19 protein-coding genes are annotated in these 26,200 nt (G+C 51.6%); 15 read left to right on the forward strand and 4 right to left on the reverse strand.

Annotated elements, in window-relative coordinates:
* Window positions 1-88: 88 nt before the first annotated feature.
* Together FDX01_RS07905 and FDX01_RS07910 are read right to left on the reverse strand one after the other, a co-directional pair.
* Entirely contained in the window at window positions 89-1,072 is a 984-nt protein-coding gene (locus FDX01_RS07905; RefSeq protein WP_115259335.1) for an AraC family transcriptional regulator, read from the reverse strand.
* Window positions 1,073-1,272: 200 nt separating this feature from the next.
* Complete coding sequence (locus FDX01_RS07910) at window positions 1,273-1,836, reverse strand: DJ-1/PfpI family protein (RefSeq protein WP_161959007.1); 564 nt, start codon at window positions 1,834-1,836, stop codon at window positions 1,273-1,275.
* Window positions 1,837-2,758: 922 nt separating this feature from the next.
* Here FDX01_RS07910 and FDX01_RS07915 point away from each other — a divergent pair.
* The 12 genes from FDX01_RS07915 (at window position 2,759) to FDX01_RS07970 (ending at window position 19,682) form a co-directional block, all read left to right on the forward strand.
* Window positions 2,759-3,496, forward strand: coding sequence for a glycine zipper domain-containing protein (locus FDX01_RS07915; protein ID WP_117342071.1), 738 nt, complete (start codon window positions 2,759-2,761; stop codon window positions 3,494-3,496).
* A gap of 89 nt (window positions 3,497-3,585) precedes the next feature.
* Window positions 3,586-4,068, forward strand: coding sequence for a hypothetical protein (locus FDX01_RS07920; protein ID WP_117342070.1), 483 nt, complete (start codon window positions 3,586-3,588; stop codon window positions 4,066-4,068).
* Window positions 4,069-4,196: 128 nt separating this feature from the next.
* Window positions 4,197-5,327, forward strand: a complete 1,131-nt coding sequence (locus FDX01_RS07925; RefSeq protein WP_137399583.1) for a tellurite resistance domain protein — start codon at window positions 4,197-4,199, stop codon at window positions 5,325-5,327.
* A 50-nt stretch (window positions 5,328-5,377) separates the two neighbouring features.
* Window positions 5,378-6,850 (forward strand): SrfA family protein, encoded by a 1,473-nt coding sequence (locus FDX01_RS07930; protein WP_137399584.1) that lies wholly within the window; start codon window positions 5,378-5,380, stop codon window positions 6,848-6,850.
* Between the two features lie 17 nt (window positions 6,851-6,867).
* Window positions 6,868-9,936, forward strand: coding sequence for a virulence factor SrfB (locus tag FDX01_RS07935; RefSeq protein WP_137399585.1), 3,069 nt, complete (start codon window positions 6,868-6,870; stop codon window positions 9,934-9,936).
* Window positions 9,936-12,650: a virulence factor SrfC family protein gene (locus FDX01_RS07940; RefSeq protein ID WP_137399586.1), complete on the forward strand. Its 2,715-nt coding sequence runs from the start codon at window positions 9,936-9,938 to the stop codon at window positions 12,648-12,650. Before FDX01_RS07935 ends, FDX01_RS07940 begins: the two co-directional genes overlap by 1 nt.
* Window positions 12,644-13,651 (forward strand): hypothetical protein, encoded by a 1,008-nt coding sequence (locus FDX01_RS07945; RefSeq protein ID WP_249360905.1) that lies wholly within the window; start codon window positions 12,644-12,646, stop codon window positions 13,649-13,651. The genes FDX01_RS07940 and FDX01_RS07945 overlap by 7 nt, the downstream gene beginning before the upstream one ends.
* Complete coding sequence (locus FDX01_RS07950) at window positions 13,648-15,609, forward strand: vWA domain-containing protein (RefSeq protein ID WP_137399587.1); 1,962 nt, start codon at window positions 13,648-13,650, stop codon at window positions 15,607-15,609. The genes FDX01_RS07945 and FDX01_RS07950 overlap by 4 nt, the downstream gene beginning before the upstream one ends.
* The gene (locus FDX01_RS07955) at window positions 15,609-16,334 is read left to right on the forward strand and encodes an ABC transporter ATP-binding protein (protein ID WP_135912502.1); all 726 of its coding nucleotides are present in this window, start codon (window positions 15,609-15,611) and stop codon (window positions 16,332-16,334) included. Before FDX01_RS07950 ends, FDX01_RS07955 begins: the two co-directional genes overlap by 1 nt.
* Before the next feature lie 28 nt (window positions 16,335-16,362).
* The gene (locus FDX01_RS07960) at window positions 16,363-17,538 is read left to right on the forward strand and encodes an ABC transporter permease (protein ID WP_170974768.1); all 1,176 of its coding nucleotides are present in this window, start codon (window positions 16,363-16,365) and stop codon (window positions 17,536-17,538) included.
* Between the two features lie 28 nt (window positions 17,539-17,566).
* The gene (locus FDX01_RS07965) at window positions 17,567-19,135 is read left to right on the forward strand and encodes an SUMF1/EgtB/PvdO family nonheme iron enzyme (RefSeq protein WP_117342062.1); all 1,569 of its coding nucleotides are present in this window, start codon (window positions 17,567-17,569) and stop codon (window positions 19,133-19,135) included.
* Between the two features lie 37 nt (window positions 19,136-19,172).
* Complete coding sequence (locus FDX01_RS07970) at window positions 19,173-19,682, forward strand: hypothetical protein (protein ID WP_223240360.1); 510 nt, start codon at window positions 19,173-19,175, stop codon at window positions 19,680-19,682.
* A 134-nt stretch (window positions 19,683-19,816) separates the two neighbouring features.
* Here the strand turns inward: FDX01_RS07970 and FDX01_RS07975 are convergent, their stop codons facing one another.
* A complete protein-coding gene (locus FDX01_RS07975) occupies window positions 19,817-21,205 on the reverse strand; it encodes an APC family permease (RefSeq protein WP_117342060.1) in 1,389 nt (462 codons plus the stop codon).
* A 390-nt stretch (window positions 21,206-21,595) separates the two neighbouring features.
* A complete protein-coding gene (locus tag FDX01_RS07980) occupies window positions 21,596-23,014 on the reverse strand; it encodes a glutamine synthetase family protein (protein WP_137399589.1) in 1,419 nt (472 codons plus the stop codon).
* A gap of 211 nt (window positions 23,015-23,225) precedes the next feature.
* On the opposite strand from FDX01_RS07980, the gene puuD reads away from it, so the two are divergent.
* The 3 genes from puuD (at window position 23,226) to puuC (ending at window position 26,200) form a co-directional block, all read left to right on the forward strand.
* Window positions 23,226-23,990, forward strand: a complete 765-nt coding sequence (puuD, locus tag FDX01_RS07985; protein ID WP_117342058.1) for a gamma-glutamyl-gamma-aminobutyrate hydrolase — start codon at window positions 23,226-23,228, stop codon at window positions 23,988-23,990.
* Between the two features lie 25 nt (window positions 23,991-24,015).
* Window positions 24,016-24,573 (forward strand): HTH-type transcriptional regulator PuuR, encoded by a 558-nt coding sequence (gene puuR / locus FDX01_RS07990; protein ID WP_137399590.1) that lies wholly within the window; start codon window positions 24,016-24,018, stop codon window positions 24,571-24,573.
* Between the two features lie 139 nt (window positions 24,574-24,712).
* Window positions 24,713-26,200 (forward strand): aldehyde dehydrogenase PuuC, encoded by a 1,488-nt coding sequence (puuC, locus tag FDX01_RS07995; protein ID WP_137399591.1) that lies wholly within the window; start codon window positions 24,713-24,715, stop codon window positions 26,198-26,200.

A 26,200-nucleotide genomic window follows, 5' to 3' on the forward strand; every position in this document is an offset into this window, starting at 1 on the left:
ATGCCAGAGATAGCTATGCCGGATGCCAGGTTACGTATGCGCAGCGCCAAAATGCGATTCAGACGCGCGCATAAAACGGAGAAATGGATTAGCAAGGTTTGAGGATATCGCCAGGCGAAAAACCGTAGCGGCGACGAAAGGCGGTCGAAAAGTTGGTGGCGTGCTGGTAGCCCGACATCCATGCCGCCTGCTGTACGCTGTACCCTTCTAATAAATACCCCCGCGCCCGTTCCAGACGGCAGTCGCGCAGGTAGTCAAATACGGAGCAGCCATACGCCGCACGAAACTTGCTGCGCAGGCTGCTGGGGCTCATCGCCGCACGCTGGGCCAGTTCGCTGAGGGTGTAGTCATTTTCCGGCGTCTGTTCCAGCAAACGACGCACAATCTCGAGGCGTTGCTGTTCGCCGCTGGCAGCCTGGCGTCTGCTGCTCTCCACCTGACAGACGCTGAGACCGTGGCCGAACAGTTGCAAAATAAGCCCTTCCAGCATCAGCTGGCGGGATACATTACTGAGCGTGCTCTGCTGGGCGTACTGTAATCCACTGAGCAAAAAGCCCGGCACTTGCCAGATAAGCGTTGGCGTCTGGCATCTTTCCCATTCAACCATTAACGACTCCAGCAACCCCGTGCGCCACGCGCCGTCCGGATACAGTCCCAACGATAACGTTCGCAGCTTGCAGTCCGCAGGGTGACGGGCGCTCATGGTCTGATGTTCGCTGAGGCGCGAACTAAACGCCATGCCGGAACGCACCACATGCTGCTGCCCATTGAGAGTCAATGTCACACAACCTTCCAGCACTACCAGCATATACAGGGGAGTGCTGTGGCGGGAGGTAGTTTCGTAGGGTTGCAGCACCTGCACATCGGAGTGGGTAACACACATCCCGCAGGGCAGCGTCATCTCTTCGACTTTGCCCTGTAGCACGGGGCTGGCATGGGGGAAATCCAGCTGTTGCGAAAGCTGCGGAAAGCGGTAATCAATGCCGTAACGCTCACCAAAATCCATAAACTCACTGACGGAGAAGGTTCGTGCCAGCCGTGCGGCTGTATTTTGGCCGGTGGTGTTGTTCATACAGTTTTCTGCACAGGGAATGGGGTTCGCTATTTCGGGTTGGTGGCAACATTACCATTACCTACAGAATGCAACAATAATAATGAGAATTATTATCAATAATAATCTTAAAGATAAGGCTGAGAGATACCGCTAAGGTTGACCGCCCTACCGTCGGTATAGCCGAAGCGGTTATACCGACGTGCAGATTTACCGGTCAGTTACTTCATTAATACATCAACAAATTTGGCCAGCCATTCAGGATGTGCAGGCCATGCCGGTGCGGTGACCAGATTGCCGTCAACGTGAGCCTGGTCAATGCCGATATCCGCGTAATGCCCGCCACTCAGGCGAATTTCAGGCGCGCAGGCTGGATAGGCGCTACAGGTGCGGTTTTCTAACACGCCGGCTGCGGCTAACAGCTGTGGACCATGACAGACGGCGGCGATCGGTTTGCCCGCCGAGTTAAAGTCCTGAACCAGTTGAATAACATCCGGGTTCAGCCGGAGATACTCCGGAGCGCGTCCACCGGGGATCAGCAGCGCGTCATAATCAGCCGCCCGCGCGTCAGCAAAATTCGCATTCAGGGTAAAACGATGTCCGGGTTTTTCGCTGTAGGTCTGCGCCCCGTCAAAATCATGAATGGCGGTCTGAACATAGTCCCCTTCACGTTTATCCGGGCAGACGGCGTCCACGCGGTGACCTAACATTTTCAGCGCCTGAAAAGGCACCATCGTTTCATAATCTTCGACATAATCTCCGACCAGCATCAGTATTTTTTTCATCAATGTCCCCGCCCATAGCGATTAAGTGCAGAAATAACGGCCCTTTTTACTATAGTTCACGCGCTATACGTTTTCGGGATATCTTACGCGTCACGACGAACTCAGCCAGCTGATGCACGGCAAACTTACCCCTAAATATTTAACCATGACGCTATTTTCCATTCTGGTTAACACCAACGAATAGCTGGGGAATAATCATAAAAAAGCGCAGTTAAAGTATACTTTCATTATTCGAAAGAGATACTAACGAAAAATGAAAGCTGACAATATTTGGCGAAAAAAATGATAATTAAAAGCTACTCAGAGCAGAACCACGAATAAATCCATAATTAATATGAGTTAAGTAAAGATAATCGTTAAGTTCAGACTAACGACCATAGCTTAAAAGGTGAAAAAACAACCTGCGGATGCAGTTATAGCAACTACCAATCTTAAGGGCTATTTTGTTATTGACTAAAATCAATCTTCGTGATCAATAACTTAGTGCCATCTACCCCCGTCACATCGCGTTAAGTTGAATTCACATCACGAATAAATAAGGTATAATCGAGCCACGCATTTTATGCTTCGTAAGCAGAAATCGTGTTCTGTCGACCTTACCGCTGGGCATTTTATGACGATTTATGCCGTATGTGTCGTCAACAAAACACGTTACAAGCACATAGCAAAATGATATAAAAAAACGAATAACTCGCATTATAAGAAAAAAATAATTCACATACGTAACCGTTACTTCCCCGCTAATAGTAACAGCGCGGAATTAATCCATTACTTATTATTTTGCAGACCAGCCAGGTAACTGTTATTCACTTTATAAAAATGCAGAAATCCACTCTGCCCATATAAAAACATTTCTTATACGAAATTTATTTACCACACAGCCTTTTATCGTTGCTTAATTCTTGTTTTAAGGAAAAAAATAGTGAACGCATTTAACCGAAATACTGCATGCCTTCTGGTCTCCGCAACCTTGCTGCTCAGCGGCTGCGCCAATACGGGAAGCTCTTTGTTGTCAGGGACAAAACCGGATCCCCGCCTGACAACCACTGAACAATCCAAGTTCTTTAGCGCATCCGGTGCACAGGGTTGTGGTGTTGGTGCAGTATCCGGTGCTGCTCTCGGTGCCCTGGTGGGTGCCCTCGCAGGTGATACTAAGCAAGCGCTTGCAGGCGCTGCGATCGGGGGCGCTGCAGGATGTGCAGCCGGTATGACTGCAAACTACTATCTTGATGGTCTGAAAAAAGATTATGCCTCAACCTCCGATCGTCTGCAGGCCATGGATACGGACATCAGCAAAGACACTGCGGCAGTAGAAAAATCGACTCTCGCCATGAAACAAGTTATCAGCGAAAACCAGGCGACCTTAACCAAAATTAGCATTCAAAAAGATAAAGCAGGGTTTGATAAAGCGGGAGCTAAAACCCAGCTCGCGCAAATCGATGCCAACATCAGCAAGATGAAAGACACGATGAAAGGCATGAAGGAAAAAGACGCTGCCTACAAAGTTGCTCTGCAGGGACAAACAACCACAACCCCTGCCGATAAAAATAAACTGGCGACGTTGAATAAAGAATATTCTGGTTTAAACAGCAAGATCAATGACCTGGAAAAAGAAACAAACGAGCTGTACGAACAGCGTCAGGCTATCTCTCTGGGCTAACAACTTTAGGCCGATAACCTTATCGGCCTTTTTTAAGACGGCTTTACTGTATAAGCCGTCGTTTCTTGACTCTATTTATGGACTCTTCGATGAGAAAATACCTACTTCTCGCCTCTCTCGTCCTAACCGGTTGTGCCACATCACCGCAGGACTGCGACTTACATGCACAGGATCCGAGTTTTATAACCAAACTGAGCTGCGCCACCTCTGGTGGTTATCGCCAGCAGGTTGATCAGAAAGAACAGCAAGTTCGGCTCAGCCAATATGAAAATGAATCGGCGAAGCAGCAGCAGGCTTATACCCAAAACAGACAGCAAAACGTCAATAAAACGTTAGCAGATGAACAAGCAAGGTTGGACGCTGTGCGTTCAGACCTGTCGCAGACCCTCGCACAACTGAAATCAAGCAAACTGAAGAGCAGTGAAAGCCAGAAAGAAATACGACAACTTCAGGATCTACAGCGACAATCTCAGCACGCCAGCAGCGCCAGCGAAATTGCAGAAATTGAAAAGAAAGTCGCAGAAGCCAAGCAGAAAATCAAAATCCTTGAGGAAGCAAACACGCTTCGCTAAAGGTGCGATAAAAGTGGCACCTGTTACGTGGCCACTTTTTCTGCCCGCTGACGATAACAGCCCTGGCGTGCTGATATGCGATTGTTCGCATAACACGCAAATAATCCACAATAACAATGATTTTGGTTATGCAACGATTAACAACTGCTGCGCCTATTGATGAAGCGACTCTGAAAATTTATGAGGAGACGGTTGCTATCATACACCGTCACCTGCCTCCGTCTTTGGCACTACTCTATGCCACCGCTCGCCGTAGCTCAGATGGCTACCTCGAATGGTGGACTGAGCGCCAGGGGCTGGCAAAACCTTTTTCAGCACTGAGTGAGACGGAACAACTCTTCGTTCAGGGTAAACGTCAACAGTACCAGGATATCCTGAAGAGTTTAATCGACCAACTGGTTACCCGCGGTGAAGAACACTCAGCGCAGGCGTTGCAAACGCTGTTAACGCATTCACACGACCTCGACTGTTACAGCGTGGGCGGTGAACCCGTGTTAATCAACTGGGCCATTGTCAATAATGTGGCTCCGGTTCCCGTCGTGGTTGTTCCCTGGTGGCGACGCTTTCTTCCGTGGCTTTTACTTTTGCTGGTACTGTTGCTGATTGCCTTAGCCTGGTGGTGGTCTAAAAAGATCCCTGCCGAGCCACCTCTCCCCGCCCACCACGAGGCCGCCGTTGCCACACCAGTCAGTACGGAATTAACCCAAGCTAACCCCAGTATTAATCTGGAAAAACGTAAAGATTTCGGGCGTATCAAAATTAACCTGACCTGGCAACAAGGTAATCACAAAGAGCCAATCGATCTTGATATCGCCGCCTTTATCCGTTTTAAAAACGGCAAGATAAGTGGTGCCGAAGCCCTGAGTAAATTCCTCGGGGATTATGACAAACCCCCTTATCTGTTACTGCAAAAAGATCTGCGCGAAGGTAACGACCAGGATGGTGAGTGGCTCTTCATTAACGGTAGCCACTGGCAGGAGATTGATGAAGTCCTGGTTTATAGCTTCATTTATGGCGGTGCTGATAACTGGCAAGGAACGAATGCCACTATCACTATCTATGTCCCCAATCAGCCACCGATTAAATCCACGCTAACGGATAGCAATCAGATCAATAACGTTGCGGCAATCGCCAGACTTAAAAACGTCGATGGCAATATCAAAGTTGAACGGCTTGACCGTTTCTATCCCGACCGGAAGTCGCTGGATAAGCACTATGGCTGGGGTTTTGAATGGACGCCTGGCGCAAGCAAAAATTAGCCTGCATCACAGTGGCTCTTGTTAAATCACAGCCTTAAAAGGTTTAGATAATGCGAAATTCGATTCAGGGACCACTGCTGCGTTCCGGGCATAACTCCTCATTTAAGGCGCTGGGTGAAACCGGCTACCCGGTTTTCAAGATGGCCTTCCAGTTACGCGAAGCTATCTATCGCCTTGATGCCGGACGCGATCTGGCCCGACATTTGGCGATTCCACAAAACGATCAGGGTGGAGACCGAACCGACTGGTACAGCAGCTTCCCTGGCGATGTTATTCCATGGAGCGGTGCAAGCGAGGCAGAGCGAGAATCAGCACGCCAACAGTTTACTGCGTTTCAGATGGCGGTGCAGTCACTCAGCGAACAGTTGCTTAACGCAGAGCAAAGTGGAACCGGCGGCGACCGCCGCGTCTTTGCCCAACTTCTGAAATCCGTGGTGAATTTCCCCGATTACGATTTTGTTTATCTCGTTAATGGGAGCCTCGTGATCACCTTTTGGGGATTTGTTCACTCTGAAGGTGAACAGCGCAATCCGATGCATTGGCTGAGCCCGTCATCAGTACCTGCAACATCCCTCGCGGCCACAACGCCACTGGCGCAAGCTGACACTATCGTGACTCCGGCGATCGCGCCTGTTGTCGAAACCGTAGGTCGAACCCGACGCTGGAGTTGGCGTTGGCTACTATGGTTGCTGCTGGCGTTACTGTTGTTAGCGCTGTTATTAGGGTTGCTGCGCGGATGCGTACCTTCTCTTTCGCTCCCCGGCCTCCCCACTTTTTCCTCGGATAAAACTGCCGTCGTGACGGATCCTGTGGCCGAACGGCCATCGGTAAATACCTCAGGCGTAGTCACTCAGGTTTCCCGGGCAACGACAGATACCGTCGTCGGAACGCGTGCCGTCCCCGGCGTCACGGAAAGGGCTGCTGTAGGTGAGCATCAAACTCTGGAATCAACTCCATCAACCCGCCCGTCAGACATACCAACTACAGAGGTAGGCAGTGACGCCAAGCTCCCGCAGCCTGTCGCCAACGACACAGCCGTTGGCCAGCCATCAGCTCAGGTTCCTCCTGCCGTACCCGACGCGGTAGATGCCCAAACGCTGCCTGCTGTTGAACCCGTCACCACACCACCGGCTATTCCAGCACAGGGTGAACCGTTGACGCTCCCTGCCACCCTCCCCAATGGTCCGGCGCAGTTTCTCAACGGTGAATGGCGCGTGAACGGTGGTATTCAGGACAAACTTTCAGGGCGTCCTCTGCAGTTGCAATACAACTTTGCCCAAGGCAATGGCACTGTCAGCGTCCGCCAATCTAACGGCGTAACCTGCAGCGGCCCGGCCAGCGGCAATGTGCAACAGGGCGCCCTTAGCATTACCAATCCAGAGCAAATGAAATGTAGCGACGGTTCAAACTTTATTGTGCCGACAATCGAGTGCAAATCCCCGGCAGCTGGCCACGCCGATTGTCTTGGCAGCAATAATGGGGAAAAAACGTTCCCTATTCGCATGCTTCAACCTAATTCCTGAACAGGGACGAGATAACTATGTTACCTGAGATTGTATCTTTCGATCGTCAAATTACCCTGGTGGGCGACTCCGGGATCCAGTTTATGGATTTTGGTTTATCCCTTGGTCGCTTACCTGCTGGCGAGTTTGTCAAACTCGCGAACGGTGTCCTGACCCGTTTAATCTATAACGAACAGCGCGACTATTATTTCTATCAGCCGACCCCCGAGAATATTGAAAAGGCGAAAAGCCAGTATGATATTCCCGTGGAGCAAAGCCTTAAGTTGTTTGACGGTGTCTGGCTACCGCTTCCCCTGCTTCGTTTTAGCCCGCCCAATGTGTACCAGGAAGGGCCTCTGAACTGGGCGCGTTTTCGTCTAGTCAAACTGGCTGAGCCGGATATGGATGGGCATAGTCATCGCATGACATTGGCTATCGACACGCGCGTAATGGCTAAACAGCAAGCTGCCGCCGATCTTAGCCCAAACCAGGAAGATGTGAATGCAGGGGCGACCTTTGCCGTCGCAACGGCCACCTATGCCCTCAACTGGTACCTCACACAGGAGTGGATAGCAGATTGGCTCAAGGAAGTGTTTAAAGAGGCAAGCAAAGGCCGGGACATTGATGAGCGTGAACAAGAGCTTGCGCAACAATATCCCCTGGCGCATTACCTCAACCTTCTTTCTTTGATGGCTATTCCGGTAGAAGGTCTGCAAAGCCAGACCGCTCCAGTCATTGAATTGCCGCAGTTCAGGGTGATTGCCAATCGGGAAACCAACGCCATCAAGCCTATTGCGGTCGATCTGATTCTGGACGTCGGCAATTCACGTACCTGCGGTATTCTTATTGAGGACCATGGCCAATCTGGTTCAGGCATGAGGCAAAACTATGTCCTCAAACTCCGCGATCTCAGCGCGCCGGAGCATGTATATATTGATCCCTTTGAAAGTAGGGTCGAATTTTCACAAGCCTTCTTTGGCAAAGATCACTGCTCAGTGCGCAGTGGTCGCCACGACGCATTTCAATGGCCGACTATTGCCCGTATTGGCGGCGAAGCCAGTCGCTTAGCTGCGCGTCGGAAAGGTAGCGAAGGATCAACCGGATTATCCAGCCCTAAACGTTATCTTTGGGATGAGAAATTTTATGGTCAGGGCTGGCGTTTTAATGGCAGCTACGTGCAGGACAGCAACCCCTTAGCGACTGCTGCGCCATTTGCCAACCTCATTGATGAAAGAGGCGAGGCGCTGCACACTATTGAAGATGAGATGGATCGCATCCCTGTCTTTACGCCGCGCTACTCACGTAGCTCGCTGATGACCTTCATGCTCGCCGAAGTGTTAACCCAGGCTATCAGCCAGATCAACAGCCCAGAGCAGCGGATCCGTCAGGGACATGCGGGGATCCCACGCCAGCTACGTCATATTATTCTCACTGTGCCACCCGGTATGCCAATGGCTGAACGCTGCGTGCTTGATGAGCGGATGCGTCAGGCGGTTGGCCTGGTCTGGAAATCACTGCGCTGGCACAACGGAGAGAACGATCCGTATGAGGACGAGCAAGAGGAACACAGTCAGAGCAATATCAAGATCCCTCTGCCCAAAATCAGGGTTGAATGGGATGAAGCTTCCTGCGCTCAACTGGTGTATCTCTATACCGAGATTAATCAGAATTTTGCCGGTCATCCGGAAGAATTTTTCGATGCCATTGGCCGGCCTGACCGCACCGATCGTGAAAGCATAACCATTGCCTCTATCGATATTGGCGGCGGTACCACAGACCTGGTAATCACCGATTACCATCTCGACCGAAATGGCCTTTCCGGTGGCGGCGCCAACGCGCATATCATCCCCCACCAACGTTTCCGCGACAGCTTTAAGATCGCCGGCGATGACATTCTGCTGGATGTTATTCAGTCTTATGTCCTCCCTGCGTTTGAACAGGCGCTACGGGAAGCAGGTGTGATGTCCGTTGAAACACTGATGTCTCAACTGTGTGGTTCCCAGAATATTAGCGCTGCTGAAGCTGTTCTTCGCCAGCAACTCAGCTTGCAACTGTTCGTCCCACTCGCGCTGCATATCCTGGGTGAATACGAGCAATACGATCCGCTGGATGAACAAACACACACCCTGATTAATCAGCGTGTCGGCGAGCTGCTACCGGCTGGCTGTATTCGAGATGAAGTTGAGGGGTTTGTCCGCCGTGAAGTCCAAAAAGCCGGGGGGCCAACCGATTTCAAATTGGCGGATATTTTGCTTAATCTTCCGCTAACCAAACTGCATAGCGATCTCTGCTCCGGTAAATTCAACATCGATAAAGTGCTTACCGCATTATGTGAAGTACTGTCTTGTTATCATTGCGATCTACTGCTGCTGACCGGTCGCCCTTCTCAGCTACCGGGGATTCAGGCGATAATTCGCCGCAATCTTCCGCTCCCCCCAGGACGTATTTTACCGTTACATGGTTATCAGACCGGAACCTGGTATCCGTTCCATAAAAACGGTCATATTGACGATCCAAAAAGCACAGCTTCCGTCGGTGCTATGCTGACGCAGTTGTGCGCAAACCACAGTATCCCGAACTTCCATTTCCGAACCTCGGCGCTGAAACCCTACTCCACCATTCGTCATATCGGCACAATTGATATGGACAACCTGATCCGTGACGCCGATATCGTTTACCGCCACATAGAATCGGAGAATGGGCAGATCAAACTCCCGGCAATCACCGATGAAAACGGCGAGAAAACCACGCAAAGTATCATTATGCGCGGCGATCTGCGTCTGGGTTATCGCCAACTGGATGCCGAACGCTGGGCGGCGGCACCACTCTACACCCTCCGTTTTAGCGAAGAGGGGCGTAAGAAATTCTCCGCGGCAACCTCTACGGACAGCGGCTCTCCGTACCTTAAAGTCAGATTGACTATCGACAAGGGAAACCGGGCGCGCCAGCTCGGTTTGATTAGCGATCGCCTGACGATCGCCGATGTCAGCAGCAACACCGATAAGTCCTTTAGCAAACGTGATTTAGACCTGGAACTCAATACCATGCCGGATACCGGGCTTATTGATAGCCGACACTGGCTCGATAGCGGGAGTGTTAAAAAATAATGAATAGCGAGCAAAAATCTCTCACCCAGGGTTGGGCAGCTATCGCTCAAGGTTGTCTTGACGCGCTCGGTTGGGTCGATAACGTACGCCCCGGCTCACGTCGTCTGGACAACGAAGCCGACAAACTCAGTCTGGCTTTACTGCGCACACGTAATCTGGCAAATAGTCTGACTCAAGTTGCCAGAACGCCGATGACCGTTGGTTTTTTCGGTATTTCTCAAGCCGGAAAATCGTATCTCATTTCAGCGTTGGCGGCGGGCAGTAACGGTTCGCTGGAAGCAATGTACGGCGAGCAGCGCGTCGATTTTATCAAAGAGGTTAACCCGGTAGGCGGCGGTAAGGAGGCCACCGGGTTAGTCACCCGCTTTACCCGTCAGGCTCCGGCCGCCCCCGCCTGTTACCCGGTGCCGCTGCGCTTGTTCAGTGAAATTGACCTGGCTAAGATTCTGGCCAATGCCTGGTTCAACGATTTTAACCATGAACAATTGAGCTATCAGCTCGATCAAAGTCGGATTGAAGAGCGCCTGCGCCCTTTCCTTCAGCGTACCGTACAAAACCAAGGGTATAACGGCGTTAGCCAGGAAGATGTCGTTGCCCTGTGGGACTACCTTAACGCCTCGTTTAAAAAGTCGGTTGAGAAACTTGAACACGCTTATTGGCCGCAGGTACTGAAAATCGCCCCAGCATTAAGCCCAACTGAACGTGCGGAGCTTTTTTCCCTGCTGTGGGGAGAGCAACCAGCCCTCACTGAAACCTATCGTTCATTAGCCAACGTGCTGGCAAAGCTAAATCATGCCCGGATGGTGTTTGCCCCTCTGGAAACGCTTACCGACCACAGCAGTGGCAGCATCATGAATGTAGACAGCCTTAACCGGCTGGGTTCCAGTCAGGATCGTAACGTCGAGATCCGTTACTGGAAAGAAGATCAACAAATCGGCAGTGCCAGCTTATCTCAGGCTGAGCTGGCAGCATTAACCACCGAGCTTATTTTTCCCTTAGCGGAAGTCGAGGACAACAGCGTCGTGGAACAAGTCGATCTGCTCGACTTTCCTGGCTATCGCGGTCGTCTCAAGATTACTGCCCTCGAACAAGCCGGTAGAGACGGACTTAACGCGATTTCACAGCTACTGCTTCGCGGAAAAGTGGCCTACTTATTTGAGCGTTACACCGATAACCAAGAGATGAATGCCCTTGTGGTATGCGCCAGCTCAGCCAAACAGAGTGACGTTGCCGATGTTGGGCCAGTATTGAACCGATGGGTAGAAAAAACACAGGGTAAGAGCGCCGAAGAACGCGGGCTCAGCAAACCAGGACTCTTCTGGGCAATCACCATGTGCGATATGCGTATCAACAACAGTCTGCAACATACGGAAAATCAGTTAAAAGAAGGCTGGGAAGGCATGCTGCATATGACCCTGCTGGAGCGTTTTTCGCAATACGAATGGCTTCAACAGTGGGCGCCGAATCAGCCATTCAATAACTGCTTTCTGGTACGCAAACCTGGGCTCGATAACCCCTTCCTGAAACTGGAAGGTGAAGCTGGTCAGGAACGGCTCAACGAAGTGGAAATTGCCGATCGCTATCGTAGCGTGCTTGATACCATGGGCAATACTTTCGTCTGCGGTAAAAACGTGAATACCCACGTTGCTGAACCAAGAACAGCCTGGCAAGCCATGCTCGAACTCAACGATGGCGGAATGTCGCGTTTGACGAAGGCGCTGCGAGGGGTCGCTCATCTTGACTTCAAACTAAAGCGTTTACAGCAACAACTTCTGCAGTGCCGTCTGGAAACCGGCGATCGGCACCTCGGCCGCTGGTACGAAAAAGATGGTGACGGGCAGATCGTGAAAAAACAGGCTATTGCTAAAGAATTATGGCAAGGGCTGTCTGCATGTTCCCACAGCATGGGGGAGATGATCGATCGATTGGATCTGCCCACCCGCGAACTCAATAACATCTACCTGAGTATTCGTGAGCACGATCAGGAGCCACTAACAGACGGCGAAAACCAAGCTTCAAACGCCTTCGCTGCGAATCCATTTGGCGGTAACCCGTTTGCCGATAATCCTTTTGCCAGCGATCCTTTCGCGACCACCCCGGTTGAAGCGACAGCTGTCGAAGCCCCTTCCTCCTCATCGCCAGAACGAGTCGGTCAGGATGATGATTTCGCTCATCAGATCTTTAAAGCCTGGGTTGCACACCTGAGAGAACTGTCTCAACAGACATCACCGTGGCGTCAACTCGGCATGAGCACTGAACTGATTAATCAACTCAGTGAAGAACTGATCACCGCCGCCACGCGTTTGGATCTTGAAGGCTCATTGAAGCGTGCCCTTGCAGGACAGGAGCAGGCGGGGACTCGTCGTGAACATCTGATGGCACGCCAGGTTTTACGCGCCCATCTGACAATACGGGATTTTATCGCCTGGTTTGGCTATCTCACTTTACCGCCAGAAAAAGTTCCCAACAGCTATGTTGGTGAGAAAAACAAAGTGTTTTTACGCCAGGCACCGCTCGCTAACGATGAGTTGCCTCAGCTCTCCGCCGTCGCGCCACAGCCAGGCGTCTCCTATCTGGGAGACTGGCTTTCCGCATTAATGAGCGTCGTGCTGGACAACGCAGGTCATAGCGCCACGCGGGATATTTCCTTCGAACATAATCGACAACTTGGCCAGATTATCAGCCAATTGAAACAAGAGAACATGCCATGCTAGCCAAAATCATCGCCTGCCAACCCGCAGAGCCAGGCGCTGCACAATTGATGGTCCGCCTGCGCGGCGATAATGCACTACTCGCTAATTTGACCTTTATTCTTTGCAATAATGAGCAGAACTATCTGCAGCCCGATGGCAACTGGAGTCCGGCACAGCATTGGTTTACCGTAAACGGCGGTTACCCACTGGCTAACGGCAGCGGTTTTCGTATTGGCTCAACCTTGCTTGACCCGCTGCTGGCAACCGCAAGCCAGGTGCAAATTCAGATCAAACTGGCATCTGGGGAAACACGTAACACTACGCTGCAGTTGGTGCGTGATGAACTCCTCTCCTCAGAAGCACGAGGTGAGACGGGGAGCTACAGCGGCAGCAGCTTGCTGGCTACCCCAGAAGCGCCCGCCGCGCCGGTCTCGGTGGCAGAAACCGTGGCTGAATCAGAACCGGAACCCGTTGCGCCGATAATGCATGCCGAGGAGAGGCCACAGCAGAAATCGACCTCATCACGCCTTCCCTTAATTGGCGCAGCAGCGCTGACCCTGGTGGTCATTGCTGGCGCACTTTGGTGGTTCTTAGGGCGGGATAAATCGCCGGACGTTGTTCCTGCTGTTCAGGCGCAGCAAGAAACGCCTGCCGCCGCGCCGCAGACGCCTGCACATAACGGTTGCTCAGAGGAAAGCTTAAACACCCTTAACGAGCTTGATTTTGTTCAAAGCTGCGTACAGGAAAAACTCGACAGCGACAAACTACTGGCCATTATTCAGACGGCAAAAGAGGCGAAGAAATGTGGGGTTGCGCAACGCCTGTACGCGAACCGTGCACAAGGGGGAGACACCAAAATCGCACTCGCCTATGCCAGTGAATACGATCCTAAAGGCCACCAACCAAGTGAATGCTTCAAAGAAGCGGATAAAGATACCGCGGCCTATTGGTACGAAACCGTATTGCAAACAGAACCTAACAACCAAACGGCCAAGCAACGCCTTGAGGAGTTAGGAAAATGACCTGGAATACCCTTAGCCGTCTGGCCCTGCCTTTATGTGGTCTGGTACTCAGCGGGCATGTTTTTGCCGCTGATGCCGAGAAACCGCTGCTTCAGGAAGGGAAAAAAACGTTGTATCAGCGTGTTCTCACCACACCAGGCTGTAAACTCGCGGAAACTGCAGGTGATGATAAAGGACAGATACAACCCGCCTTTAGCAGCCTGTACGTTTATAAAAAGGAAGATGCGAAGGGTCAAAGTTGGCTCAAAGTCGGACCTGACAGCTACGGTAAAACCATCGGCTGGTTACCAACGTCATGCACCGTCGACTGGAAAATGCAGCTAACGCTGGCATTCACCAACCCAGCGAACCGCGATCGCTTACTCTTTTTCAAAGAGAAAAAAAGTCTCGATGATATTCTCTCGGCCCCCGACCCGGTCTCATTGGTCGCCCCACTGCGTGCCAAATTGAAACGGGACGGCCATGCTGACGGCATTCAGGCGCAAGAACCTGAATATTTTGTCGATCTGCAAAAGCAGTTCTATCTGCTGCCTATCCTGAGCGGTGAAGAGGTCATGACCGAAGATGGCTTCTATACACGTCTGCTTAACGTCGCCTCTGTTAGCAAAGTCGACGCAGAACCAAAACAAGAAGATAGCGTCAACCAACTGAAAGGCTTTAACGCCTCGGTGGTCTTCGTCATTGACTCAACCATTTCAATGGGGCCTTACATCGAACGCACCAAAGAAGCGGTTAATAAGATCTATGACAAGATCAAACAAGAACACCTTGATGGTCAGGTCAAGTTTGGTCTGGTCTCATATCGTTCGAATACCAAAGCCGTACCGGGACTTGAGTACCGTACAAAAATTTACGCTGATCCTAACCATGTCAAAGATGGCGCAGATTTCCTGAAAAAGGTAGCTGATCTTAAAGAGGCAAAGGTTTCCAGTTCCTTGTACGACGAGGATGCCTATTCCGGCGTACTGTCAGCCATTGATGATATTGACTGGAGCCCATTCGGCGCACGTTACATGGTTCTGATTACCGATGCAGGTGCCATTGACGGCAGCAATAAGCTTTCAGGTTCTGGCCTTGATGCCAGCCAGCTTCGTCTTGAGGCCGGTAACCGCGGTATCGCTATTTACACCTTGCACCTGAAAACATCGGGCGGTAAAGATAACCATGCCAAAGCGGAGAGCCAATATCGCGATCTCTCCAACTTTGATAGCACCCATTCCAATCTTTACCAGGCTGTCAATGCCGGTGATATCAAGACATTCGGTCAACAAGTTGACGCCCTTGCTTCCGCCATTACTGAGCAGGTTAAGTCGGCTTATATGGGGGATGCTGCAATTGGTAGCGCCCTGTATGCGAAGGAAGATGGAAAGAAACTGACGCCGGAACAAAAGCTACTTCAGGACACCGCGTTGATTGGGCATGCCATGCAATTAGCCTATCTCGGTAAACGCAACAGCACCCAAGCACCGTTAGTTTTCCAGGCCTGGATCAGCGATCGCGATCTGATTAAACAAAATATTCCCACCACCGATGTGCGTGTTCTTCTGACCAAGGGGCAGCTTAGCGATTTAAGCGATGCTGTCGGCCAGATCCTAAAAGCGGCAAATGAGGGGATGATCTCGCCGACCAAGATGTTTGAACAACTGCGTACCGTTGCTGCAACGATGGGTACAGATCCAAATCAACTGAAGCAGCAGGATAATACCCGCATTGGCGATCTTGGCGTACTCGGAGAATACCTGACCGACCTTCCTTACAAGAGCGATGTCCTGAACCTCGACGAAGAGACATGGAAAAGCTGGGATGGACTGTCGCAGGAGAAGTTTATCCGCACACTGTCGTCCAAACTACGCCATTACCAAAAATACAATGCCGACGTTGATCGCTGGGTCGAACTGGCGAAAGGAAGCGATCCGCGCGATCGTGTTTATCCTATCCCGTTGGAAATGATGCCCTGATGCTGCACATTGAAGAGCTGTGCGTTATTCGAGGTCAGGGAAGCCAGGCACATCGGGTTTATCTGCCGCAGCTCACGCTGCAGCCCGGTCAGGTGGTCGCGGTAACCGGGGAAAGTGGATGTGGAAAAAGTACCTTACTGGAATCCATTGGGTTACTGTTGCAGCCCAGCCATATTGGCCGCTTCGAGCTTACCGACAACGCGCAGAAATGTGATATTGCAACGCTACTGAACGGCGAACGACATAGCGAGCTAGCGGACATTCGTGCCCGCCAGCTCGGTTTTGTACTGCAAAATGGCGGTCTTCTTCCCTATCTGAGCGTTAAAGATAACATTCTCCTGCCCTGTCAGTTATTGGATATCGCACCTGATAAATCCATGCTGAACAGGGTGCTTGACGCACTAAAACTCTCGCCATTGTTAGCTAAATATCCAACCCAACTTTCATTTGGTGAAAGACAGAGAACGGCATTTGCTCGCGCCATATTACACCGCCCTGGGCTGGTACTTGCCGATGAACCAACTGCAGCACTCGACCCTCACAATGCACAGAATCTGTTTAGTCTGTTTATTGAATTAGTCCGCCAGGAAAGCATGATGGCGCTGGTTGTTTGCCATGACTGGCCGCTGGTGCAACATTTCGATTTACCCTGTTTAACCGCCCAGTCAGAACCTTTAACAGCATCGTCGACACATGAGCAGGGAGGAACCTACTTTGTCTTTTAACCGAGCCAGACTAGTAGGCCGCCTGGCCATGCAAGATCTGTGGCACGATCGCATCATCTCATTTTGCATCGTTTCTTCTCTTGTCGCCGTCATTGCGCCTTTACTCCTCCTTTTTGGCCTACGTTTTGGGATTGTGGACCAGTTACAAGAAGATCTCACCCGTGACCCTCGCAACCTTGAGATTCGTATGCTGAGTAGCGGTAGCTATGATCAGAACTGGATTACACAGCTGCAACAACGTCCCGATGTAGGCTTCGCTATCGGACAAACACGATCGCTGAACACACTCGCCGATTTGCAAACTGATATCTCTCACTTTATTGAAAATGCAGAAGTTATTCCCACATCCGTAGGTGATCCTTTACTGGGTAAGTTGGAGATTCATCAGGAAAGTGACGTGATCGTTACCCAGGAAGCCGCGCGAAAGTTGGCAGCGAGGGTGGGCGATACCATCAATATACGGGTGAGTCGGTTGCTTGACGAACGCCGGGAATGGGGTCGTAAAAGCGTCACTATCGTGGGCATTTTACCTGCGACCTATTTCAACCGCGCCGCCATCTTTACTCAGCCTTCATTATTACTGGCTATTGAACATTTCCGCGATGGTTATGCGGTAACTGAACTCGGAAGCACAAGTGGTGCTCAACTCAATAGCAAACCGCCGCGCTATGCCCGCGCCAGATTGTATGCCCATGATATTGACCAGGTGGCTAGCCTGGAACGCGATCTCAGGGCACAGCGTATCGAGACAACCAGTCGCCTGGCGGATATTGAAAATGTCAAAAGCATCAACCGGGTATTGGGCATTATTTTTAATACCATCGCTGCTACTGCACTGGTTGGCTGTATAACCTCGCTTGTCGGCTCATTTATCGCGAATGTCGATCGTAAGCGTAAGCATATTGCCGTACTCCGTCTGCTTGGTTTCACTCGCCCGGCAGTGGGTGGCTATGTCATTGTCCAGGGCTGTCTACTCAGCCTGATGGCTTATGTCGGCGGCTTTGGCCTTTATCTGTTAGCCAGCCAGGTATTTAACCAGGCGTTAGCCGGGGGACAAGCAACAGATCAGATGCTTTGCAAGATCACGCCATTACACGGCCTCGTGGCCCTGTTACTGACTCTTGTTGTAGCCATACTGGTCGCCAGCATCGGCGCTTATCGCGCCATCAATATTGAGCCTGCGCAAAGCCTGCGCGAGGTATAACCCTATTTATCATTTGCGGAGATCGTTCATGGCCCTTACCCCTTCCACATTATCTCGCTGGCTGGCGCTTGCCCTGCTTGTGAAGATGTCACCCGTGCTGGCAGAGCCGTGGGCGGATAAAACCTATAATCCTAAACCCGACAGCGAAGACATTATTTTACCAATGCCCTGCGAAGGTTCGATGGTATTCCGTCGGGTCGAGATCCCGGTATCAGGCCCTCTTGATGATATTCCTGTTACTTTAGGGGAAGATGGCGGGGAATGGGGCTTTGTCGAACACAGTTATCCAACTTTTATTGCCGGTAGCTTTACTGAATCAAAAAAAAGTAAGGGTCGTTACTATTTGATGGCCAAATATGAATTGACGGCGTTGCAATATCAAGCATTAACCAGCAGTAACTGCCCGACCCCATCACGCAAGCTGAGCATCGCGCAAACCAATATCAGTTGGTTTGATGCAGTAAACCTCGCCGATAAATATAACCAATGGCTACGTAGTAATGCTCTCGACAAGCTGCCGAAGGAAGAGAGTAATCCAGGATTTTTGCGTCTGCCCACAGAAGTCGAATGGGAATTTGCGGCACGTGGCGGCCTGAAAGTGAATAGTGCAGAGTTTCGCGACTCTCACTATCCGATGGATGATATGAAAAATTACGAGTGGTATTCCGGCTCACAGTCCTCGAATAGCAAAGTACAGCTGGTTGGCCTGTTAAACCCTAACCCCCTCGGCCTGTATGATATGTTGGGTAACGTTTCTGAGATGATGTTTACTCCATTTTATCTCAATAAGATCAACCGGCTGCACGGCCAGGCAGGTGGTTTTGTCGTGCGTGGAGGCAGCGTTATGTCAAATGAGTCTGATATCCGTAGCGCCACCCGTAAAGAAATTAACTACTACGATGATGCCCATCCTTTCACCAGCAAAACGACTGGCCTGCGACTGGTCATGGTGTCCCCGGTCGTTACATCGACAGACCGCGTGAAGTTGCTGGAGAAAAACTGGGCCGCACTCGGTGAAGAAAAGCCGGGAGTAAATAAGAAAAATGACGAATCAAAAGACACCGCGAAAGCACTGGGAAGCCTGGCATCCGGCGTTGAAGATACTGAGCTCAAAAAGAAACTTAAGGATCTGGAAAACCAGCTTCGCGCCAGCAATCAACAGCAGCAAGAAGAGCGTGCACAATCGATTCGTGCCAGCCTTAATTTAGGCTCCTTCCTGTGCACAAAGTTGCAGGATGATGGCCGCTTCCTGGACTTCCTGAACCATAACTATGAATTGCTGTGCAAGGACAAAGACAGTAGTGACAAAAACTGTGCAATCCGAAAAACCAAACTCGGTGAACAAACTGACCGCTTACAGCAATTAACCAGTTACTACGCTAGCAGTCTGGTTGACTCCGCCACGCTTTATGGCCAAGAGGGTCTAAAACAGGAAGTGACCGTTTTCGATCAAATGCTCACCCTGAATAAACGCCTCTCTGGGCTTAAGCCCTTCCTCGCCGCACATTGGCAGAATCAGCAAAAATACCTGGCAAACGGAAAAATTGATACCGCGGGTTGGCTGGAAACCTGCAAACAAATTAAAAGTGGTAACTAATTCACACCGGTGATTAAACACACATGTTTATTAAGGAATGAAGAACGTGAAATTAAGCTTAAAAATAGCGGCAATTACCTTATGCTATCTTGCCACCGCCCAGAATGTTTCTGCAGAATCTTATACTGCAGAAGATCAGGAACAATTAACGCTTGAATGCTTATTAACCAATAATAAATTCGCCAGCGCTTTTATTGCCCAAGATGCTGCAGGATACGCGTTGGGAACCAACGCATCCCCTACGGCGGAACTCAATCTTGTGACTAATCAGCCTGGGGTCACAGCCTATTACAGCGCAGGAATGATCGCCGGAGGTTCTTTATACTGGATTCGAATCGTAAAAGGAGCATACGAATATATTGTCTATAACAAGGAACAACACGGTGACATGTCTGGCGTTGTCGTCACAAAAAATGGCAAAAAAGTATTCCACAAAGACTGTAAAGAACCGATTAAGGTAGGCACGCAAAGTGATAGCAGTATTTTCAGTCGGGTGTCACAAGAAGATACCGATGGCGATCGTATTATCGACTTAATCAACAAATAACACGACCAATCCTACCTGCCAGGTGTTCTGTCCGACAACAGAAATGCAGCAACAGGGGCGCATCTTCACGACGCGCCCCTGTTATAACAAGTGCATGTTACAACGCTGTCCGTTGGTCCCCATCAGAGGGAACATCACTCCCAGGCACGTTCGGTTTTCGCGGCGTCGAACTGCGGCGGCGGCTTACGAAAGCGCCGGGTCAAGTACGCGAGATACACCAGCCCTAACCCTGCCCACACCAGCCCCAACGTCAGCGACGTCGCCTCCAGGTTTATCCACAGCACGGCAACCGTCGCTGCGCCAACCATGGGCAATACCAAATAATGCAGTTTTTCCTGCCAGGTGTGCTTACGCCCTTCACGCCGCCAAAAGTGGTTGTACACCGACAGATTGACGAAGGTAAATGCCACCAGCGCACCAAAGTTAATCAGCGCCGTGGCGGTCACCAGGTCAAAAAACAACGCCGACAGCGCCACAATCCCGACCATAATGACGTTCAGTGCAGGCGTGCGCCATTTCGGATGCACGTAGCCGAAATATTTCTCCGGAAAGACGTTATCGCGCCCCATCACATACAGCAGACGAGAGACGCTGGCGTGCGACGCCAGGCCTGACGCCAGCGTATTCACAAAGGTCGTACACAGAAAAATAGACTGGAACAGCTTACCGCCGACGTACAGCGCAATCTCCGGCAGCGCCGCGTCAGGGTCTTTAAAACGGCTAATATCCGGGAAGAACAGCTGCATAAAGAACGAGGCCGAAATAAAGATCAGCCCACCGTACAGGGCGGTGAGGAAAATGGCTTTCGGGATGGTACGTGCAGCATCCGGTGTCTCTTCAGACAGCGTGGTCACCGCATCAAACCCGAGAAACGAGAAACAGACAATGGTCGCCCCGGTGATAATCGGGATCAGATGCGCATTCTGGCTGATAAACGGTTGCAGCGACCAGACGGTCCCTACCCCTTCGCCTTTATGTAGCCCCTGTACCACCAGGAAAATAAACACTGCAATAATCGCCACCTGCACCAGCACGAACAGCGCGTTGAAGTTCGCCACCAGGTTAACGCTTTTTAAGTTGGCCGCGGTGAGGATAACAACGAACATCACCACCCAAATCCAGGGGGCGACCTCCGGAAACAAGGCGGACAGGTAAATTTTGGCCAGCAGGACGTTAATCATCGGCAGGAAAAGGTAGTCAAGTAGCGACGACCAACCGACCATAAACCCGACATGCGGGTTAATCGCCTTTTGCGCGTAAGTATAGGCCGAACCGGCCTGCGGAAACTGGCGCACCAGCTTGCCGTAACTGATCGCGGTAAACAATACCCCCGCCAGCGCCAGCAGATAAGAGGCTGGAACATGGCCATCGCTGATGCCCGACACAATACCAAAGGTATCAAACACCGTCATTGGCGTGAGATAGGCCAGCCCCATCACCACAACTTGCCACAGCTTGAGGGATTTACGCAGCTGTGTTTTGCCCGTCTGAGCAGAAAGATTCTCGGCGGAATTAGTCGTCATGACGATCCTCCCCGACACGGGCCCAGGTCTGCGTTCGGAACGTCGGTACAGCAAACCTGGTGCGCGTCGGGGTGGATCCCATCAAGAAAGGTGTCAATACGGCGGCACGGCACAACTGCGGTCCGTACTGACTGCGGGAGCCTTGGATGCTCGCGCCGGGCTGATGTGTAAACATTGGCATCATCTCATTTCCTCGTCACAAACTCTGTCGGTTATCTGAAGACCCGTTGTCGCAATCCGCTCCATTACGCGACAGCCGGGAAATGGCAGTATTCCTGCAATATGTACGGGCTGGCTCCGCGCAGACCGCATGATGCGACATCTATTTTTTAATCACGCACGATTGCTGCAGGCCCGGACAACATAGTCCCCCGGGCAGCAGCAACATCATCAGGCGTTTTTCAACATCCACTCAATTTCGGTGTCAGTGATCAGACGTTCAAACTGGATAAGCTCATCGTTTTTACAGGCGTGATAAACATGGCTAAAACGCTCACCGAGTAATTCACGCAAAGGGTCGTTTTGCATAAACTCCCACAGGGCATCGCTTTGGCGGATCGGGAACGGCAGGCCGTCCTGCTCCAGCCCGTTGCCTTCCACTTCTTCCTGTAACGGCAGCTCGTTATCCAGACCGTGGAGGATCCCGGCAAGAATGGTCGACATAACCAGATACGGATTGGCGTCCGCCCCGGCCACACGATACTCAACCCGGTGGCTGTTACGATCGCCACACGGAATGCGCAACGCCACCGTACGATTGTTATGCCCCCAGGAGGCTTGGGTCGGCACATACATGCCCGGCTGGAAACGGCGATACGAGTTCATATTCGGTGCCAGTAACGCCATCGACGCGGGCATCAGATCGATCATCCCGGCCAGCACACGCTTTAATAACGCGGAATCTTCGCCGTCCGCCTCGGCCAGCACGTTCTCGCCTTTATTATTCAGGATACTGATGTGGATATGCATCCCGCTGCCGGCATGCTCTTCATAAGGTTTGGCCATAAAGGTGGCGTGCATCTTATGCTTCTCTGCTACCAGTCGCACCAGGCGTTTTAGCGCCAGCGCATCGTCGCAGGCGTCAAGAACGTTATCAGTGTGGTAGAGGTTGATTTCAAACTGTCCAGGAGAGGCCTCGGCCACCGCGCCGTCGGCCGGGATCAGCTGCAGTTTGGCGAGTTCATCAATATCATTCAGTACATCGGCAAAGTGGTTGAGGTTATCTACGGAGTAAACCTGGCTTTGGGTGTTGCGATCGCCAGTGCCCGGCGCACAGGGCGGCTGAAGATAGCCTTCGGAATCACGCTGACGATCGAGTAAATAGAACTCCAGCTCTACCGCTACGACGGGGAACAGGCCGCGCTGGCGAAGTTTCTGCCAGAGTCGGTTCAGCACGTTCCGCGGCTCAACGTCAAAGGGAGCGCCATCTTCATCCAGCATCGTCAGCATCATCTGCCCGATATAATCCGGATCGGCAGCCGATGGGGTTAACGTACCGGGCACCGGCACACACGTGCGATCCGGCTCCCCCAGCTCCTGCCCTAATCCTGCTTCTTCTACTACATTGCCCAGAATATCCATCGCAAACACGGATGCCGGGAAATAACAGCCCTTCTCCAGCTTATGCAAGCCCGATACCGGGATACGTTTACCGCGAAAGCTGCCGTTCAGGTCAGTTAACAGCACATCGACAAATTGCGTGTTGGGATAACGCTCCAGATACTGCTTCACTTCACGCGCAAACGCGCTACTTCGTCTCTCTTCAGAATGCTGCACAAAATTCTCAACTTCTACGATATTGGTTTCCATGATTCACCGCCGTTGCTATGGATGCTGATCTGCGTTTTGACTGTTAAATATAATGTCCACTCTTCGACTCTGGATGCAAAGGATTTGTTTGTCAAATGTTAAATTAAGTTTGCTAGAAGGTTATTCCGCTGCTAGATTGAGAAAATATTGAACGAAATTGCACAACAAGGAACCGTTTGGCAATAATTTATTCCAAAACGTGAGGTCGATCATGGGCAATATATTTGACAAGCCAGTTATTGGTGTCGTGATGTGTAGGAACAGGCTTAAGGGTCATGAGACCCAGACTCTGCAAGAAAAGTACCTGAATGCGGTATTGAATGCCGGTGGATTACCGATTGCCCTGCCGCATGCACTGGCGGAGCCAGAGTTACTGAATGCTTTATTACCGAAACTGGACGGTATTTTTCTGCCAGGGAGCCCGAGCAATATGCAGCCGCACCTGTATGGTGAAAATGGCGATGAGCCTGACGCCGATCCTGGGCGTGATCTTCTGAGCATGGCGCTAATTACCGCCGGACTCGAAAGGCGCATTCCCATTTTCGCCATCTGCCGGGGCTTACAGGAATTAGTTGTCGCCACCGGCGGGACTCTGTATCGTCGCCTGTGCGATCACGCACAGTTCCTGGAGCATCGTGAAGACGCGGAACTCCCGGTGGAGCAGCAATATGCGCCATCTCATGAAGTCCAGGTTCAGCAGGGAGGATTGCTGTCTCAGTTAATACCAGGTTGCAACACGTTTTGGGTTAACTCCTTACATGGCCAGGGCGCAAAAACCCTTGGTCCGCAGCTACGTATAGAAGCACGATCGCAGGATGGACTGGTCGAAGCCGTTAGCGCTCACGACCATCCTTTCGCGCTCGGCGTGCAGTGGCACCCGGAATGGAACAGTAGCGAATACGCCCTGTCGCGTTTGTTGCTTGAAGGTTTTATCACCGCATGTCAGAACCATCTCGCTGAAAAACAGCGTCTCTGACCACTACTGTTAAGGAAATGCAATTATGAGCGATGACGGCCTGGCGCCGGGTAAACGTCTGTCAGAGATCCGCCAGCAATTGGGTCTTTCGCAGCGTCGTGCCGCCGAACTGTCTGGATTAACGCATAGCGCCATCAGCACCATAGAGCAGGATAAAGTCAGTCCTGCTATCAGTACGCTGCAAAAGCTATTGAAAGTCTATGGGCTGTCGCTCTCCGAGTTCTTCGCGGACCCGGAAAAACCTTACGAACCGCAGGTGGTTATCAATCAGGATGATCTGATTGAGATCGGCAGTCAGGGGGTATCCATGAAACTGATTCACAACGGCAATCCTAATCGTACGCTGGCGATGATTTTTGAAACCTATCAGCCAGGCACGACGACCGGGGAGAGAATTAAACACCAGGGTGAAGAGATTGGGACAATACTGGAAGGTGAAGTGATACTGACCATCAACGGTCAAACGTATCATCTTGTTGAAGGACAAAGTTATGCCATTAACACCGGCATACCCCACAGCTTCAGCAACACCTCGGCGGGGATCTGCCGCATTATCAGTGCCCACACGCCCACCACGTTCTAAAAGAGTTACGGCCTGAGTTTCTCAGGCCTTCTTAAATAACGCGTATTAACAGGGTTAATCCCTGGGGCATCGTGCAGCCTGATTTTGCCTGAAAAAGATCAGCAACGAACTTTATCTTATTGAAATAAAAGGAGTAGCTATGAACTTTCAGAATTTAAAATATTGGCGTGAGAAAGCCAGCCATTATTCACCGGAAACCCGTTTATTTATTAACGGTGAATATTGCGCTGCTGCCGATAACGAAACCTTTATTACGCTTGATCCGGCAGGACAGCGCCCGCTTGCCAAAGTCGCCCGCGGTAAACACGCGGATGTGGAGCGCGCCGTCACCGCCGCTCGCACGGTATTTGAACGCGGCGACTGGTCACAGGCATCGCCTGCTCAGCGCAAAGCGGTACTGAACACGCTCGCGGATTTAATGGAGCAGCATCACGAGGAGCTGGCGCTACTGGAAACACTTGATACCGGTAAGCCTATTCGCCATAGCCTGCGTGATGATATTCCCGGTGCGGCACGCGCCATCCGCTGGTACGCCGAAGCTATTGATAAAGTGTATGGCGAAGTGGCCGCCACCTCGGTGAACGATCTGGCGCTGATCGTGCGCGAGCCGGTAGGAGTGATTGCCGCCATCGTGCCATGGAATTTCCCCCTGCTGCTGGCCTGCTGGAAACTCGGCCCGGCGCTGGCAGCGGGGAACAGCGTGATTCTGAAACCTTCGGAGAAATCACCGCTGACTGCTATTCGCCTTGCCGCGCTGGCAAAAAAAGCGGGCTTACCCGATGGCGTCCTCAACGTCATTAGCGGGTACGGCCATGAAGCAGGCCAGGCGCTGTCGCAACATCCGGATGTCGATGTACTTACGTTTACCGGTTCCACCCGCACCGGCAAGCAACTACTTAAAGACGCTGGCGACAGCAACATGAAACGCGTCTGGCTGGAAGCCGGCGGCAAAAGCGCCAACATCGTATTTGCTGACTGCCCGGATCTGGCGAAAGCCGCCGCCACCACGGCATCAGGTATCTTCTATAACCAGGGCCAGGTGTGTATCGCCGGTACGCGTCTGCTGCTGGAGGAAAGTATTGCCGACGCGTTCATTGCACTGCTAAAAGAGCAGGCAAAAAACTGGCAGCCAGGCAACCCGCTTGATCCCGATACCACGATGGGAACGCTTATCGACAATGCACATGCCGATACCGTGCACAATTTTATTCGCGACGGTGAAACGCAGGGAACGCTTGCACTGGATGGCCGCAGTCACGTTCATCCTGCGGCTATTGGCCCAACCATTTTTATCGACACCCCAGCACAGGCCCATGTCAGCCGCGATGAGATCTTCGGTCCGGTGCTGGTCATCACCCGTTTCAAGACCGAAGCCGAAGCTCTGGCGCTGGCCAACGATAGCGACTACGGCCTTGGCGCGGCGGTCTGGACCCGGGATCTGTCGCGCGCGCACCGCATGAGTCGTCGCCTGAAAGCCGGCTCCGTATTCGTCAACAACTACAACGACGGTGATATGACCGTGCCATTTGGTGGCTACAAGCAAAGCGGCAACGGGCGCGATAAATCCCTGCATGCACTGGAAAAATTTAGCGAACTGAAAACCATTTGGATCTCCCTGGAGCCTTAA

Origin of the sequence: Citrobacter sp. wls613 (genome assembly GCF_005281195.1) — a bacterium.
Lineage (GTDB): Bacteria > Pseudomonadota > Gammaproteobacteria > Enterobacterales > Enterobacteriaceae > Citrobacter > Citrobacter gillenii.

Bases quoted from the DNA above. Each gene is read 5' to 3' on its own strand.
- FDX01_RS07905 (WP_115259335.1), bottom strand. From the start codon at position 1,072: ATGAACAACACCACCGGCCAAAATACAGCCGCACGGCTGGCACGAACC.
- FDX01_RS07910 (WP_161959007.1), bottom strand. From the start codon at position 1,836: ATGAAAAAAATACTGATGCTGGTCGGAGATTATGTCGAAGATTATGAA.
- FDX01_RS07920 (WP_117342070.1), top strand. From the start codon at position 3,586: ATGAGAAAATACCTACTTCTCGCCTCTCTCGTCCTAACCGGTTGTGCC.
- FDX01_RS07925 (WP_137399583.1), top strand. From the start codon at position 4,197: ATGCAACGATTAACAACTGCTGCGCCTATTGATGAAGCGACTCTGAAA.
- FDX01_RS07930 (WP_137399584.1), top strand. From the start codon at position 5,378: ATGCGAAATTCGATTCAGGGACCACTGCTGCGTTCCGGGCATAACTCC.
- FDX01_RS07935 (WP_137399585.1), top strand. From the start codon at position 6,868: ATGTTACCTGAGATTGTATCTTTCGATCGTCAAATTACCCTGGTGGGC.
- FDX01_RS07940 (WP_137399586.1), top strand. From the start codon at position 9,936: ATGAATAGCGAGCAAAAATCTCTCACCCAGGGTTGGGCAGCTATCGCT.
- FDX01_RS07945 (WP_249360905.1), top strand. From the start codon at position 12,644: ATGCTAGCCAAAATCATCGCCTGCCAACCCGCAGAGCCAGGCGCTGCA.
- FDX01_RS07950 (WP_137399587.1), top strand. From the start codon at position 13,648: ATGACCTGGAATACCCTTAGCCGTCTGGCCCTGCCTTTATGTGGTCTG.
- FDX01_RS07955 (WP_135912502.1), top strand. From the start codon at position 15,609: ATGCTGCACATTGAAGAGCTGTGCGTTATTCGAGGTCAGGGAAGCCAG.
- FDX01_RS07960 (WP_170974768.1), top strand. From the start codon at position 16,363: ATGCAAGATCTGTGGCACGATCGCATCATCTCATTTTGCATCGTTTCT.
- FDX01_RS07965 (WP_117342062.1), top strand. From the start codon at position 17,567: ATGGCCCTTACCCCTTCCACATTATCTCGCTGGCTGGCGCTTGCCCTG.
- FDX01_RS07970 (WP_223240360.1), top strand. From the start codon at position 19,173: ATGAAGAACGTGAAATTAAGCTTAAAAATAGCGGCAATTACCTTATGC.
- FDX01_RS07975 (WP_117342060.1), bottom strand. From the start codon at position 21,205: ATGACGACTAATTCCGCCGAGAATCTTTCTGCTCAGACGGGCAAAACA.
- FDX01_RS07980 (WP_137399589.1), bottom strand. From the start codon at position 23,014: ATGGAAACCAATATCGTAGAAGTTGAGAATTTTGTGCAGCATTCTGAA.
- puuD (WP_117342058.1), top strand. From the start codon at position 23,226: ATGGGCAATATATTTGACAAGCCAGTTATTGGTGTCGTGATGTGTAGG.
- puuR (WP_137399590.1), top strand. From the start codon at position 24,016: ATGAGCGATGACGGCCTGGCGCCGGGTAAACGTCTGTCAGAGATCCGC.
- puuC (WP_137399591.1), top strand. From the start codon at position 24,713: ATGAACTTTCAGAATTTAAAATATTGGCGTGAGAAAGCCAGCCATTAT.